The following is a 14,869-nucleotide window of genomic DNA, read 5'->3' as shown; positions in this document are numbered from 1 at the left end:
CGGAATGAACACCAAATTTGCCGGTCATGATGAATCCTTTCAGATAAGTAATCGTATAAACCTTTTTCCGTACACTCCCTTCCTTGCGGAAAGGAGTGAAAAGCAAAAGGCTGGCTTCAGTTTTCGGTCTCGTAACGTTCTTTGATTTGCCAGACATACACAGGCAAACCCAGCATCAGCAGCAAAATCCCCCACATCACAATCTCGGCACCAGCACCAAACAGTGCCCATACCGCGTAAAGAAAGCCCGTGGTGGAAAAGATCAGTGGCGCGGTGAAATCACGCCGGGTGTATTTGCCCTTGTTCATCAACATGATGGCCAGCAGCGCCATCGAGCAGAAGGCATAGGGCAGCAAGGTGGTGGCCGTGGCCAGCAGGATGATGAATTCAAAAATCTTCACCCCACCCTCCCCGCCGGCGTATTTCATCGCCAGCAGCACGGTAACCAGGCCGCTGGACAACAACAGGCCAAACAGTGGCACGCCCTGGCGGTTGGTCTGGCCGAAGCGGCGGGGAAACAACTGGTCCTTGGCGGCGGCATGCGGGACATGCGCCTGCATCAGGCTCCAGCCATTGAGTGCGCCAAAGCAGGACACTACCGCACCCAGCCCCACCACCCAGTAGGCCCAGTCGCCCCACATCAGGCGGGCGGCATCGGCAAACGGGGCTTGCGAGTTGGCCAGCATGGCTGGCGACATCACCCCCATCAGCGACACCGTGGACAGGATGTACAGCACGGTGGCCAGCAGGGTGCCGATGACGGTGGCCCGCGGTATGGTCTTGCTCGGGTTCACCACATCGCCAGCGGGTACCGAGGCGGACTCCAGCCCCAGAAACGCCCACAAGGTGAGCGCCATGGTGGCGGAAACCGAACTCATCAAAGGCTTGCCGTGCGGGTTGAACACCAGGTTTTCCGGCTGCATGTAAAAGAAGCCGATAAAGGTGACGGCGGCCAATGGCAACAGCTTGAGCAGTGTTGTCACGATGGCTACCAACCCGGAACTGCGTGCGCCCCGGCTGTTAATCCAGGTAACGGTCCAGATCAGGCCGATGGAAAATGCAGCGGCCAGCAAGTTGTCATGCCCCAGTTGCGGGAAGAAAACCTGCATATAGCTGGTGGCGGCCACCGCCAGTGCGGCGTTGCCTGCCCACAGGGCTATCCAGTAACCCCAGGCGATCCAGAAGCCGGCGAAGTCGCCAAAGCCGGCATGGATATAGGCATAAGGGCCACCCTCTTTGGGAATCATGGCGGAGAGCCGGGCAAACACCAGCGCCAAACAAATGGCACCAGCCGAAGTAATTGCCCAGCCAATTAGGGACATCCCCCCATAGGGGGCGAGAGAAGCGGGAAGCAGGAATACACCGGAACCGATCATATTACCCACCACCAGTGCGGTACACATCCACACGCCCAGTGCCGCTTTTTTTACATTGGTCTCGCTCATGGTCTTGTCTCCATCGAGGCCGAAAATCGAAGCTGTTAAAGAACGTGTTCTGTATGAGCTTCACTATATTAGTATTTAATTATTTTGTAAATGTATTATTTTCGCATATGTAATTCCATGTCGCTGTTTTGAAAATGGCCGGCAAAACTGATCTGTGCAGATACCGGACGGAAACACCAGAAACGCTACTGCCTATTACGATGTAGGTTGTTTAACAGACAAACTCCATGTGATAAATCAAATAGATAATCCGCAAGAATGACAAGCCAGCACGGAGCAGCAGGAAAAACCACGGCAAGCAGCGCCTTGCATGCAACACCGCAGGCCATCGCGGCCGCTACATGGTCAACATGCCGATGGCGATATGCCCGACAGAAGGCGAGCATGACAGGAAACAGGCTGGGGGGTTGCGCTTACAACTGACAGGGGCCAGCCGGCACGCGCGACAGCGACCAGTTGGCCTTGGCCCACTGCCACAATTCGGCCGCGCTCTGGCATTCGGCAGGCGGAACATGACCCAGCCGGCACAGCGCCACACGCAGCTCGCGGCTGACATCGGCGGCATGAATGGCCGGGGCCAGCGTTTGCTTGGATAGCTTCTCGCCCGCCGCATTCACCAGCAAGGGCAGATGGCAGTAAGTGGGCGTGGGCAGCCCCAGGCTGCGCTGCACATGGATCTGCCGTGGTGTGGACACCAGCAGGTCGGCGCCGCGCACGATATCGCTCATGCCCTGCGCGGCATCGTCTACCACCACCGCCAGTTGGTAGGCCCAGTAGCCATCGGCCCGCAGCAGGACAAAATCGCCAATATCGCGCGGCAGCTGCTGCTGATACGGCCCTTGCAGGCGATCAACAAAGCCCACCTCCGGCTCATCCACCCGCAAGCGCCAGGCATGGCTGTCGCGTTGGCTGCGACAGCCGGCCCGACACCAGCCGGGATAGACATAACCATCCACACCACGCCGGGCGACACTGGTGATTTCCTTGCGCGAACACGTGCAGGGATAAACCAGCCCGGCCTCGATCAGCTGCTGCAAGGCCGCCTGATACAGCCCATGCCGCTGGCTCTGGTACACCACTTCGCCATCCCACTCGAAACCAAAAGCCTCCAGCGTGCGCAGGATGTCGTCGGCAGCGCCGGCCACTTCGCGCGGCGGGTCCAGGTCTTCCATGCGCACCCACCATTCGCCGCCACGGCGGTGTGCTTCCAGATAACTGCCAACGGCGGTCATCAGGGAGCCGGCATGCAGCAAGCCGGTGGGACTGGGGGCAAAACGGCCACGATAGGGAATGCTTGGCATGACAAAAGGTTTCGGCGATGAGAATGCAGATTGCGCCACAATGCGCTGTTTTTTGGTTGATAATACTTGAGCGTATTACTCGGAAATAATCCATCCACCGGCAAGGCTGCCGGCAGCATCCTGCGGCATGCCCGGGACACCCTGCGGCAGCAGATTGTCCATTATCAGGAGGAATCAAACGTGGCCTACGTTGTAACCGATGCCTGCGTCAAATGCAAATACACCGACTGCGTGGATGTCTGCCCGGTGGACTGCTTTCATGAGGGGCCGAACTTTCTCGCCATCGATCCTGAGGAGTGCATAGATTGCACGCTGTGCGTGGCGGAATGCCCGGTATCGGCCATTTATGCCGAAGACGATGTGCCAGCCGAACAGGTGGTGTACATCCGGCTGAACGCCGAGTTGTCCCAGCAATGGCCGGTATTGTCGCAAAGCAAGCCGCCACTGCCCGACCATGCCGACTGGGCAGAGGTGACCAACAAGCTGCCCCATCTGCAGCGCGACTGAATCAGATGAACAGGTCGATATCGCCGCTGGGCTGGGAGGCAGTCTGGCGGTCCAGCCGCTGCCGGTAAGCCGCTTCCTTCGATACCAGAGTGCGGCTGCCCTTGAGCTTGCGCACCAGTACCCGGCCCTCGTCCGGAAAGAAAAACACCTTGCGGGCAAAGCTGCCCAGCAAGTCTTCCGCCAGCACCGGAATCTGCTCGCTGCGCAGATAGGCGCGGATGAATTCGCTGTTCTGTTCGCCGATATTCACCACCGACATGCCCTCCAGCACATTGCCGGCACCAAATACCTTGGCCTCCAGCCGGTGGCGCTGCGCCCCCAGCTTTTGCATGTCGGTGATCAGCAACTCCATGGCATTGACGCCAAAACGCGCGGGCACACTGGTCTGGCTATGCCAGTCACTGCCTTGCGGCAGCAGGAAGTGATTCATGCCATGCACCCGTGCGTGGCGGTCCATCAGGCAGACGGCGACACAGGAGCCCAGCAGCGTGGTCAGCATCAGCGGCTGGCGGGTGGCGAAGTACTCGCCCGGCAATATCTTGATGGCGTCGATCTGGAACTGGCGGTCGAAGTAGAGACGCTCGGAGGGCTGGTCGGAATAGCTCACGGGGCCGCCCTGTCATGCGGCAGACGCAGGCAGTCCATTACCTTGTCGGCCAGTTGCGACAAGGGATGCACATGCATCACCCCGCCCTGCGCTACGGCCTCGCGCGGCATGCCGTATACCACACAGCTGGCTTCGTCCTGGGCAAAGGTGGTGGCGCCGGCCTGCCGCAACTGCAACATGCCCAGCGCGCCATCCTTGCCCATGCCGGTCATGATGACCGCCACCGTTTGGGCCGCCGCCAGCGCAGCAACCGAAGCAAACAGCACATCGACCGATGGCCGGTGCCGGTTGACCGGCGGGCTCTGATCCAGGCAGATGACAAAACCTTGCGCCCCCTTGCCCAGCCGCATATGCGAATGACCGGGGGCAACATAGGCCACGCCGCGCATCAGCGGCTCGCCATCTTCGGCCTCCTTCACCTGCATGGCGCACAGCTTGTCCAGCCGCCGGGCAAAAGACAGGGTAAAGCCTTCCGGCATGTGCTGGACGATCAATACCGGCGAGCTGCCTGCCGGCAGCTTTTCCAGAAATTCCTTGATGGCATCGGTGCCGCCGGTGGAAGCGCCCACGGCGATGATGGCATTTTGCCGCAGCAAGGCCGGTGCCACGCGCGGCGGCGCAGCGGTAGAACTTGCCGCAAACAGCGACGGCCGGCGCAGGCGGGCAGCCGCCACCATGCGAATCTTGTCGCGAATGTCGTCGGCGTAGCTTTGCATGGTGTTGCTGACATCCAGCGTCGGCTTGGGCAGGAAATCCACCGCCCCCAGTTCCAGCGCACTGAGCGTGGTTTCCGAGCCGGACTGGGTCAGCGAGGAAATCATCAATACCGGGGTCGGGCGCAGCCGCATCAGCCGGCGCAAGAATTCCAGCCCGTCCATGCGCGGCATTTCCACATCCAGGGTGATCATGTCCGGGCTGGTTTCCCGGATACGTTCGCGCGCCACGATGGGATCGGATGCAGTCGCCACCACCTCCATATCGGGGGCTTCGTTGATGATGGTGGTGAGCAGGCTGCGGATCAGCGCGGAATCATCCACTACCACGATTCTTATTTTTCTGCCGGCGGCTGCGCTCATGTCATCTCCGCACCTTGTGATTAGCCAGGCGATAGGCGGTACGGCCGCAAGACTGGAAGGCGTCGCTCAGATGCTGGATGTTTTCCGAGTGCCCCAGAAACAGCAGCCCGTCCGGCTGCAGGCTGGCAGCCAGCCGTTGCAGAATGGCGGCCTGGGTCGGCTTGTCAAAATAGATCAGCACATTGCGGCAGAAAATCACGTCAAAGCGCCCCATGTCCGGCCACTCGGCGGCGACCAGATTGAACTGGTAAAAGGAAAGCTGCTCGCGTACTTCGCGCCGGATGCGCACCTTGCCGGCATTGTGCCCCACCCCGCGCAGGAAAAAGCGCTTGAGCAGGCTGCTGTCCAACACTTTGGCCCGCTCGGCATCGTATACGCCATCGGCCGCCTGGCTCAGCACCTTGGTATCGATATCCGAGGCCACCAGCTCAAGCTTTTGCCGATTCAACTGCGGCAGCGACAGCAGGGTCATGGCGATGGAGTAGGCCTCCTCGCCGGTGGAAACTGCTGCGCTCCACACCCGGTAATGCCGCTCCTGCGCCACTCGCTCCATCGCATGCAGCCGCAACAAGTCGAAGTGGTGCGGCTCGCGGAAAAACGCGGTGAGATTGGTGGTGAGCGCGTTGACGAAGTGTTGCCACTCCGCCTCGTCTTCCGCCTTTTCCAGCAGGTCCAGATAATCGGCAAACTGGCGCATGCCCAGCTGGCGCACGCGCTTGGCCAGCCGGGAATAAGCCATGTGGCTCTTGCTGTCGTTCAGCGAAATGCCGACACGCTGGTACAGCATCTGTCGCAGGCGACGAAAATCCGCCGCGGTAAACTTGATATCGCGCTCAGTGCTCATCAGGCATCACCGCGCGGCTCAAAACTCCTCCCATTCGTCGTCGTGTTGAGCCGGCCCCGGCAGGGTCTTGATGCGCTCGGCATTGAGCGCCATGCGGGTCGATACCGGTTTGATCTGCTGACCGGGTGCCGGCAGGCGCGCCGCCTGGCCGTGGTCGTGGCTGCGATGCGCCTTGGGTGCGGACAGGCGCGCCACTGGCGTGCCATCGAGGCGGAAGATCGACACCGCTTCCATCAGATGACGGGCCTGCTCTTCCAGCGACTCGGCCGCCGCGGCAGCCTGCTCGACCAGCGCCGCGTTCTTCTGGGTGTTTTCGTCCATCTGCGTCACCGCCAGATTGACCTGTTCGATCCCCGAGCTTTGCTCGACCGAGGCGGCCGATATATCGCTCATGATGTCGGCCACGCGGCGAATGGAGCTGACGATCTCTTCCATGGTGCGGCCAGCCTCATCCACCAGCCGGCTACCCGATTCCACCTTGTCCACCGAGTTGCCGATCAACAGCTTGATTTCCTTGGCGGCAGCCGCCGAGCGCTGTGCCAGATTGCGCACTTCGCTGGCCACCACGGCAAAACCCCGGCCCTGTTCGCCGGCACGCGCGGCTTCCACCGCAGCATTCAGCGCCAGGATATTGGTCTGGAAGGCAATGCCGTCGATCACGCTGATGATGTCGACAATCTTTTTGGCACTGTCGTTGATCTCGTTCATGGTGGACACCACATTGCCCACCACCTGGCCGCCACGGGCAGCGATGTCGGACGCACCGATGGCCAGGCTATTGGCCTTCTTGGCGTTTTCGGCATTCTGTCTGACGGTGCTGGTGATTTCTTCCATGCTGGAGGCGGTTTCCTCCAGGCTGGCCGCCTGCTGTTCGGTGCGACCGGACAGATTGCTGTTACCGGCAGCGATTTCCTGCGAGGCGGTGTTGATGGCCTCGGTCGACTCCTGGATATTGCCGACAATGCTGCGCAGCCGTTCCACGGTGGCATTGGTATCAGACTTGAGCTGCCCCAGCATGCCTTCGTAATCATTCTTGATGGTGCGCGTCAGGTCGCCCTGAGCCAGGCCGCCCAGCACGATGGCGATGTCACCCAGTGCCTGGCTGGTCACACCCAGCAACTGGTTGACACCCTCGGACAGTACGCGGAAGAAGCCGGTCTTGCCCTCGAGCACCAGCCGGGAGGCATAGTCGCCCTTGCCGGCGGCACTGACGATGGCTTCCACTTCTTTCTCGATCAGCACTTCGCCGGTGCGGTCCTTCCACTCAACCACCGTACCCAGACGTTCGCCGTCGCCGCCGAATACCGGGTTGGCAGTCAGCGAGAAATGACGGCCACCGACCGCGATATCCGCCTTGTAAGTGCTGCGCAGATTGGCCAGCAGATCGCGCTGGTGCGCCGGATTGCGGTGGAACATGTCCATGTTGCCACCCAGCACATGACGGGTGCTGAAATTGGGCAGGGCCTTGCGCAGATCCGCCTCGGCCGTGGCCAGCATTTCCAGCACGCTGTGATTCACATAGATGATGTTGCGCTCGTTGTCGGCAATCATCACATTGGTGGTGACATTGTCCAGGGCGCTGCGGATGCGGGCATTCTCTGCCGCCACTACGCGCTCGGCATCCATGCGCTGCTGCTCGATGGCCTGCTGTGCCAGCTCGGCGGTACGGTCAATCCACTCCACCCCATAACCAAGCCGCTTGCCGCTTTGGCCATTGATCGGCGTCAGAATCAGGTTGAAGGTGCGGCCGCCGACATGGATGGTGCCTTGGTGCGGATTACGCAGCTGTTGCATCAGGCCACGCTGATGCCCCGGATTGCGGTGGAACTGGTCGATATTGCTGCCCAGCAGATTGCGGGCGGAAAACTGCGGCAGGTCGCGGCGAATATCGCTTTCTGCCTGAGCGAACATATTGATGACCGACTGGTTGGCGTACACCACATTGAAGTCGGCATCGGCAATCATCATATTGGTGGCGGCATTATCCAGCGCATTGCGCACCCGGATGTTTTCCACCGCCTTGTCTGCCGCCTGGCGGATATAGGCAAACAGGCTGCTATTGTCATTGGCCGCCACTTTCAGTTCGGTGGTGACTTCACCGGCAGCCAGCTCCTGCATCAGCTTGACAGCCTCTGCCGGCTCGCCACCGATCTGCCGCAGCAAGGAGCGGCTGATCAGCCAGCCGGCCAGCATGGCGATCAGCACAGCGGCCGCCATCAGGGCGTTCAGCAGCACAGACGCACTATTAGCCCGCTCCAAGGTGCCTTGCGCTACCTGCCGGGACAGCGCTTCCTCGAACTTGACATAGCCATCAATTTCCTTGAGGTAGTCCAGCTGGGTGGCGCGCAGGGTCTGCAGCAGATAGCTCTTGGCTTCTTCCTCCTGCCCTGCTTGCAGATGCTGACGGAACACGGCCAGTTGCTGGCGATAGCTGGCCTCGACCGTACGCACACGGTCGAACAGCACCTGCCCTTCGGCCGGCACGCCACTGGACAGGGTGGCCATCTGCCGGCTAATCAGCGTCAGCGCTTCGTCGATCTGCTTGTGCTGCTGTTCCAGCACCACCGGGTCTTTGGACAGCAGCAAGGTCCGGGTGGCCCGGGCGGTGAGGTTGACGTTATCCACCACCTTGTTGGCTTCAGAAGCCCGCGGCACATGGACGTTGGCGATTTCGTCGATATCGTTGCGCAGACTGTGGATCTGCGCAATCGCTACCGCCATGGCGGCGATGATCACCACGACCAGCAGGCCGAAGCCCAGCAGTAAGCGGTGCGACACTTTCAGATTATTCATTTTCACCTCTCCCAAACGCCATGTCGGCCTCAGCCACGGTCGGTAATATCCACCAGCGCCATCTCATCACTGCTCATCAGGCGCTCGATATCCACAATAATCACCATGCGCTCCCCTTGGGTGCCCAGGCCCTCGATATACGTGGTTTCCACCACGGAACCAAACTCCGGCGGATCGCGCAGTTCATCCTCAGCCAGCTGGATGACATCGGACACGCCATCCACCACCATCCCCACCGTACGCTGGAAGATATTGAGGATGATCACCACCGTAAATGCGTTGTAGACCGGTTCGCCCAGCCCGAACTTGATGCGCATGTCGACAATCGGCACGATGCTGCCACGCAGATTGACCACTCCCTTGATGAAGGCAGGGGCGTTGGCAATGCGCGTCACCGCTTCGTAGCCACGAATCTCCTGCACTTTCAGGATGTCGATCCCGTATTCTTCCTGTCCCAGGGTAAACACCAGCAGCTCGCGCACTGCCTTGCTTTGCCCGTGGCGGTATTCCAGCTGTTCTGTCATCGGTTCTGCCTTCCCCTCATGCCTCGTCTGTCATGGCCTGCCGTGCCGCCGTTTGCGCCGGTCGCTGGTTGTGACGGGCGATGATCGATATATCCAGAATCAGGGCAACCCGGCCATCCCCCATGATGGTGGCGCCGGACATGCCCTCGACTTTGCGATAATTGGTTTCCAGATTCTTTACCACGAACTGTTGCTGGCCGATGAGTTCATCCACCAGCAGGGCCAACTGATAGCCGCCGGCCTCGACGATGACCAGAATGGCGCTGGTGGGATCGCTGGCGGCACTGGCATCGACATGGCCGAAGAAGGCAGCCAGCGACACGATGGGCAGGTATTGGCCGCGCACATTCACCAGCTGGCCGCGCCCTGCTACCGTTTTCAGTTCCGGAGCCTGCGGCTGCAGGGACTCCAGCACAAAAGTCAGCGGGATGACATAGATATCCTGGCCGACACGCACCGACATGCCATCCATGATCGCCAGCGTCAGTGGCAGGCGGATGCTGATGGTGGTGCCGAAATCCGGCATGGAATCGATATCGATGCGGCCACCCATGCTCTGGATATTGCGCTTGACCACATCCATGCCCACTCCGCGACCAGACACATCGGTCACTTCGGTTGCCGTGGAGAAGCCCGCCTCGAAAATCAGCCCCCACACCTCGCTATCGCTCAAGGCATCGCTGACCGGCATGCCGCGCTCGCGCGCCTTGGCCAGAATGCGCTCGCGATTAAGGCCGGCGCCATCGTCGGTCACTTCAATCACGATGCTGCTGCCCTGATGAAAGGCCCGCAGTGTCAGTCGCCCCACGGCCGACTTGCCCTTGGCCACCCGGACCTCGGGCGATTCCACCCCGTGGTCCAGGCTGTTGCGCACCAGATGGGTCAGCGGGTCGGCCAGCTTTTCGATAAAGCCTTTGTCCAGCTCGGTATTTTCGCCCACCATTTTCAGCTCGATCTGCTTGCCCAGCTTGCCGGCCAGATCGCGTACCACACGCGGAAAACGGTTGAAGACAAAGGCGATGGGCGTCATGCGAATGGACATCACCGCTTCCTGCAATTCACGCGAGTTGCGCTGCAAGGCCGAGATGCCGCCCAGCAGGCGTTCGTATTGCACGGCGTCCAGCTCCTGGCTGGACTGGGTGAGCATGGACTGGGTAATGACCAGCTCGCCCACCAGATTCAGTAGCAGGTCGACCTTGTCGATATTCACCCGAATGGAGTTTTCCACGGCCGGTGCAGCACGCTCCTGTCGCGGAGCGGCCACCACGGCAACCGTGGGTGCGGCCGCCACGGCCACAGCCGGCTCCAGCGGTGCAAACAGGCCAAAACCTTCTTCCTCGTGCAACATGACTGGTGCGATGGCTGGCCCGGCTACCGGGGCAAACAGCCCGAAGCCCTCTTCCTCATACAGCATGTCTGCCGTCGGCTCGCTGCCGCCAACGGCAGCGGCCAAGGGTTCGAACAAGCCGAAGCCATCCTCTTCAAAGGCAATGTCGGCAGCAGCAGTCTGTGTGGGGCTGGCAATACTGGAAGAAAGAAACAGCCCGAAATCGCCCTCGTCTTGCTGGCCATGATCCTGGGTGATGCGGAAGTGTTCCGGCGAAATGGAAAAGGCCAGCGATTCGGCCACTTCGTCAGCAGCCAGCGTCGAGGTGAAAATCACTACCCAGGGCAGTTGATCACTCCCCCCCCCTTCTTGCACCACACTCAGCTCACCCAGCGCAGTCAGCGACTGCAACAGTGCCGGGTAATCGGTGGTCGGCAAGCAGCAGTCCAGCTCGACATACAGCGTGGTGCAGACTGCAGGCGCGGCGGATGACTGCACAGGCGCCACCACCGGCGGCGGTGCGGAGCCGCCACCGGCAACCAGCCGTTCCAGCCAGTTTTCCACCGCACTGATCGCGGACTCGGCCACGGCCTCGCCACCGCGGTGTGCGCCCAGCATGCCGGCCAGCACATCCTTGGCATTCAGGCAGGCATCCACCATGTCGGCAGTCAGCCGCATGCTGCCCTTGCGCACCTTGTCCAGCAGGTTTTCCAGGATATGGGTCAGCGCAGCCAGATCGGCAAACCCGAACGTAGCCGCCCCCCCCTTGATGGAGTGGGCAGCACGGAAAATGGCATTGAGGTCTTCGCCGTCCGGTGCCGCCAGGTCTACCCCCAGCAACACGGACTCCATGGTGGCCAGATGCTCGTCGGTTTCATCAAAGAACACCTGATGAAACTGCGACATATCGATTGACACGATGCTTCCCCTTACTGCGCAGTCCGGATAGTCAGCGGTGGAACCCGTCTGCTGTCGCCCGGCACATCACGATCGGTCTGGGCAATCAGCCAACCAGCCGCTTTACCACATCCAGCAGCTTTTGCGGATCAAACGGCTTGACCAGCCAGCCGGTAGCACCGGCGGCTCGCCCCAGCGATTTCATCTGATCGCTGGACTCGGTGGTCAGCATCAGGATGGGCGTCGTGCCATAGGCCGGCAATTTGCGCAGCGCGCGAATCAGGTTCAGGCCGTCCATGCCCGGCATGTTCTGGTCGGTCAGGATCAGGTCAAAGCTGTCCGCCTGGGCCCGCGCCAGACCACCATTGCCATCGACCGCCTCTACTACCTCATAGCCCGCACTTTTGAGAGTAAAGGTCACCATTTGACGGATTGACGCCGAATCATCGACTGTCAGTACTTTTTTTGGCATGTTGTTCCCACTTTTCTTTTGTTCACGCTCAAAACAAATCAATGCTGCCACTCTGCATCTGACCTTGTGCCACCGGATTGTTGGACAAGCTGATTTGCAGTTCTGCCAGCCGGGCAGAGGCTCTCACCTCCCACTGCCCTTGTTGTTGCTGCTTGTTGCTGGTCAATTCCATCATTTCTTCGATGCCGTACAAACGCTTGCCGACATGGGCAATCAATTGCGACACCATGTCCTGAAACTGCAGCGAACGCACCGCATCGCCCACGTGGTCTGACAGCAAGCCCACGCCATGGCGCAAGCGACCGATTGATTCGGCCATCACCGCATCCATCACCCGGATGCGCGATGAAGTGTCATCCAGCCGCTGTTTGGCCTGCAAGGTAAACATCATGTCCTGCGAGGCCAGCTGGTTGATCAGCCCCTCGGCATGCTCGACCGAACCATTCACCCGGTTGATCAGGTTACGGATTTCATCGCTGAAACTACTGGTGCGGCCGGACAGATGGCGGACTTCCTCGGCCACCACGGCAAACCCCCTGCCGGCCTCCCCGGCCCTGGCCGCCTCGATCGAAGCGTTCAAGGCCAGCATATTGGTTTGGTTGGTAATGGAGTGAATCTCATCCAGCAACAGAATGACCCCCTGCATCTCCTGACCAATCGACTCCATCTGCTCGACCAGCAGCATGGCCAGCCGGCTGTTCTCCACCGTCTTTTCAACAAAGCTGCCCATCGCATTGGCGATTTCATTGACAAAAGTGCTGAAAGACATGGCATGCGAGTCCATGCCCACCTCGCCTTTGGCCAGGCTTTCGGCTAGCTGCAACTGTGCAGCGGCCTCCTGCGACAGGCCGGAAAAACTGTTGACCAGGGTCAGTACCGCATCCTGGATCAGCGTCTGTACCCGGCTCACCTCCAGCTTTGACTGGGAGATCTGCTCCTGAATGAAGTCAAGGCAGTCAGGCGCAGCAGGTGCAGCTGCGGTCTTGCCGGAATCCGCCTCTTCCCTATCCATCACCGTCGGCTCCTTGGCTAGGTACAGAAAATGCAATACGAACAGCAGGCTGGCGGCAAGCGGCAAAGCCAGGCCCCACACCAGCGCACCCCACAAGGGGCCACTCAATATCACCAGTACCGAAATCAGGCAAAGACCACACGCCACGAAACGTCGCTGCGGATAGAAAAGCACCATGTAGCCCCCGGTCATTCAGCAAAATTGCCAATGTACTATCTTCTTCATCAACTAATATGCCAGCTTAATCAAGGAGAAAATCGACCGGATGGTGTAAATAATGGTATTAGCCATTAAATAATTAATTATTAATGTTTTTATCACTTCTACAGAAAACCGACAAAACGGCTGTCTGTCAAAATATATAGACTGACTTGCTGCCAACGGAAACCCCGACAGACAGCGAGATGGCGCTCACCAGCCAGCCCGGGCCGGCACTACGTCACAGAGTGAAGGCATTACTTGATGGTGAACATCTTGTTGAAGCAGGCGATTTCCAGCACTTGCAGCACGGTATCGCGGCAATTGATCAGCGACATCGATTTTTTCTGACTGGTAGCGCGTTCTTTCAGCAGCAGCAACATGCCCAGCGCCGAGCTATCCAGAAAGGGCACTTGATCAAAATCGACCTGAATTTCCTGCACGGCCGGATTTTCCAGCAACTCCTGGCTGGCAAGACGGAAATCCTTGTGCAGATTGAAATCGAACTGGCCGACCAGAACGAGCGTACCAACCTGACCTTCTACTTTAACCACTGGCTTCATCATCTATCCCCCTGATTCACATTACACATCGACCGCTCCCGTCCCGCGGCAGGGGAGAGTCAATTCAAAATAAGCACCACCTTGCGCACGATCCCCACCCATCACCGTGCCGGCCAGCTCTTCCGCCACCTTTTTCACGATGGACAGCCCAAGGCCTGTTCCGCCTGGGCGGGTGGTAAAGAAAGGCTCGAACAGCCTGGCCGGATCAGCCCCCTGCAGGCCCACGCCATCATCCTCTACCCGGAAACAAACCTGCTCATCCCGCAGACTCACCGTGAGGCCGATACGCCCGCCTTCCGGCGAGAAATGCATGGCATTTTCCAGCAGGTTGACCAGCGCCCCCTGCAGGGCCTTGCGGTCACCCATTACCGTTATGGCAGAAGGCAGCAGGTTATTGCAATCCCAAATCATGTCACGCTCATGACATTGCGGTATCAATACCGCAGCGACATCCTCAACCAGCGCCGCGACATCGAGCCACTCCAGCGCACTGGTCTGGCCGCGCACAAACCCCAGCATGTTCTGGATCAGCCCCTCCAGCGCCTTCATCCGGGCCAGGCTCTTGTCGACAAACTTCGCCCGGTCCTCTGGCCGCAAGCCTTCCTGCTTCAGATTGGCGGTATAAAGCATGGCCGTGGCCAGCGGGGTGCGTAACTGGTGCGCCAGCGACGCAGCCATGCCGCCCATCGCGGCCAGCTTTTGCTGGTGCGCCAGCTCCACCGTCAGATGATGCAGACGGCTGACATCATGCAGCAGCACGATGCGTCCGCCCGAGGCCGGCAAATCCTGATATTGCAAGGCCAGACGACGGGCAGACTCTTGCTGCGGCAAGGTATAGGTCCCGTCCAGTTCGGAGCGCGTCCAGCCGGCCATGACGGTATCCCAGGCCATCCCGCCGTGCTTGCCTTGCAGCAAAAGCTGGGCCGCCGGATTTTCAGCCACGACCACGCCATCGGCGGCCAGCTGTACCACGCCGGCAGGCAGCGCTTCCAGCAACATCCCCAATCTTTCGGCGAGTTCGGCGTTTTCGTCACGCTGTTTACGCAATTGGTTGTTAGCCTCGTCCAGTTGCGCATTCAGTACGTTAACCTGCACTTCGAGCTGGCGATAAGCATCGATTAACTGACTAGAAACAGTGTTGAACTGCTCGAAAGCCGCCTCCAGCATCTCCTGGTCTTTCAAATTTGATGCTGTCTTGGCCATGTTTAGCGTCGTATTTGTAAAAAGGACTTAAACAGTATGATAATGACTAAGTCTGAGCCAAGCCAACTTAAAGTCTGATCTGAGCCAAGACAGTTTTCAA

General features: G+C 59.6%; 13 protein-coding genes. 1 reads left to right on the top strand and 12 read right to left on the bottom strand.

The features are described from left to right. Positions 1–116: 116 nt before the first annotated feature. On the bottom strand, positions 117–1,445 hold the full coding sequence (locus tag DBR44_RS15590; protein ID WP_124644928.1) for an amino acid permease: 1,329 nt from the start codon (positions 1,443–1,445) through the stop codon (positions 117–119). A gap of 413 nt (positions 1,446–1,858) precedes the next feature. Continuing rightward, positions 1,859–2,746 carry a tRNA glutamyl-Q(34) synthetase GluQRS gene (gluQRS, locus tag DBR44_RS15585; protein ID WP_124644927.1) on the bottom strand — a complete coding sequence of 296 codons (888 nt, stop codon included), beginning with the start codon at positions 2,744–2,746 and terminating at the stop codon, positions 1,859–1,861. Positions 2,747–2,926: 180 nt separating this feature from the next. Between gluQRS and fdxA the strand changes: the two genes are divergently transcribed. Then, positions 2,927–3,253 carry a ferredoxin FdxA gene (gene fdxA, locus DBR44_RS15580; protein WP_124644944.1) on the top strand — a complete coding sequence of 109 codons (327 nt, stop codon included), beginning with the start codon at positions 2,927–2,929 and terminating at the stop codon, positions 3,251–3,253. A 1-nt stretch (position 3,254) separates the two neighbouring features. Here the strand turns inward: fdxA and cheD are convergent, their stop codons facing one another. The 10 genes from cheD to DBR44_RS15530 form a co-directional block, all read right to left on the bottom strand. Beyond that, on the bottom strand, positions 3,255–3,860 hold the full coding sequence (gene cheD, locus DBR44_RS15575) for a chemoreceptor glutamine deamidase CheD (RefSeq protein WP_124644926.1): 606 nt from the start codon (positions 3,858–3,860) through the stop codon (positions 3,255–3,257). Continuing rightward, positions 3,857–4,936, bottom strand: coding sequence for a chemotaxis response regulator protein-glutamate methylesterase (locus DBR44_RS15570; RefSeq protein WP_124644925.1), 1,080 nt, complete (start codon positions 4,934–4,936; stop codon positions 3,857–3,859). Before DBR44_RS15570 ends, cheD begins: the two co-directional genes overlap by 4 nt. Position 4,937: 1 nt before the next feature. Then, positions 4,938–5,780 carry a CheR family methyltransferase gene (locus DBR44_RS15565; protein WP_124644924.1) on the bottom strand — a complete coding sequence of 281 codons (843 nt, stop codon included), beginning with the start codon at positions 5,778–5,780 and terminating at the stop codon, positions 4,938–4,940. Between the two features lie 18 nt (positions 5,781–5,798). Further along, positions 5,799–8,573 carry a methyl-accepting chemotaxis protein gene (locus tag DBR44_RS20105; RefSeq protein ID WP_124644923.1) on the bottom strand — a complete coding sequence of 925 codons (2,775 nt, stop codon included), beginning with the start codon at positions 8,571–8,573 and terminating at the stop codon, positions 5,799–5,801. A 29-nt stretch (positions 8,574–8,602) separates the two neighbouring features. Continuing rightward, positions 8,603–9,097 carry a chemotaxis protein CheW gene (locus DBR44_RS15555; protein WP_124644922.1) on the bottom strand — a complete coding sequence of 165 codons (495 nt, stop codon included), beginning with the start codon at positions 9,095–9,097 and terminating at the stop codon, positions 8,603–8,605. A gap of 16 nt (positions 9,098–9,113) precedes the next feature. After that, entirely contained in the window at positions 9,114–11,342 is a 2,229-nt protein-coding gene (locus DBR44_RS15550) for a chemotaxis protein CheW (RefSeq protein ID WP_199731064.1), read from the bottom strand. Between the two features lie 85 nt (positions 11,343–11,427). After that, on the bottom strand, positions 11,428–11,844 hold the full coding sequence (locus DBR44_RS15545) for a response regulator (protein WP_342773767.1): 417 nt from the start codon (positions 11,842–11,844) through the stop codon (positions 11,428–11,430). Further along, positions 11,822–12,982 (bottom strand): methyl-accepting chemotaxis protein, encoded by a 1,161-nt coding sequence (locus DBR44_RS20035; RefSeq protein WP_281279249.1) that lies wholly within the window; start codon positions 12,980–12,982, stop codon positions 11,822–11,824. Before DBR44_RS20035 ends, DBR44_RS15545 begins: the two co-directional genes overlap by 23 nt. A gap of 278 nt (positions 12,983–13,260) precedes the next feature. Then, positions 13,261–13,569 carry an STAS domain-containing protein gene (locus tag DBR44_RS15535; protein ID WP_233170603.1) on the bottom strand — a complete coding sequence of 103 codons (309 nt, stop codon included), beginning with the start codon at positions 13,567–13,569 and terminating at the stop codon, positions 13,261–13,263. A gap of 18 nt (positions 13,570–13,587) precedes the next feature. Then, on the bottom strand, positions 13,588–14,748 hold the full coding sequence (locus DBR44_RS15530) for a PAS domain-containing sensor histidine kinase (protein ID WP_124644920.1): 1,161 nt from the start codon (positions 14,746–14,748) through the stop codon (positions 13,588–13,590). Positions 14,749–14,869: the final 121 nt, after the last annotated feature.

It is taken from the genome of Aquitalea sp. FJL05, assembly GCF_003852595.1.
In the GTDB taxonomy this organism is placed as follows: domain Bacteria; phylum Pseudomonadota; class Gammaproteobacteria; order Burkholderiales; family Chromobacteriaceae; genus Aquitalea; species Aquitalea aquatilis.
Note: the sequence above shows the minus strand (reverse complement) of the source record. Positions and strands in the feature narration are given on the sequence as shown.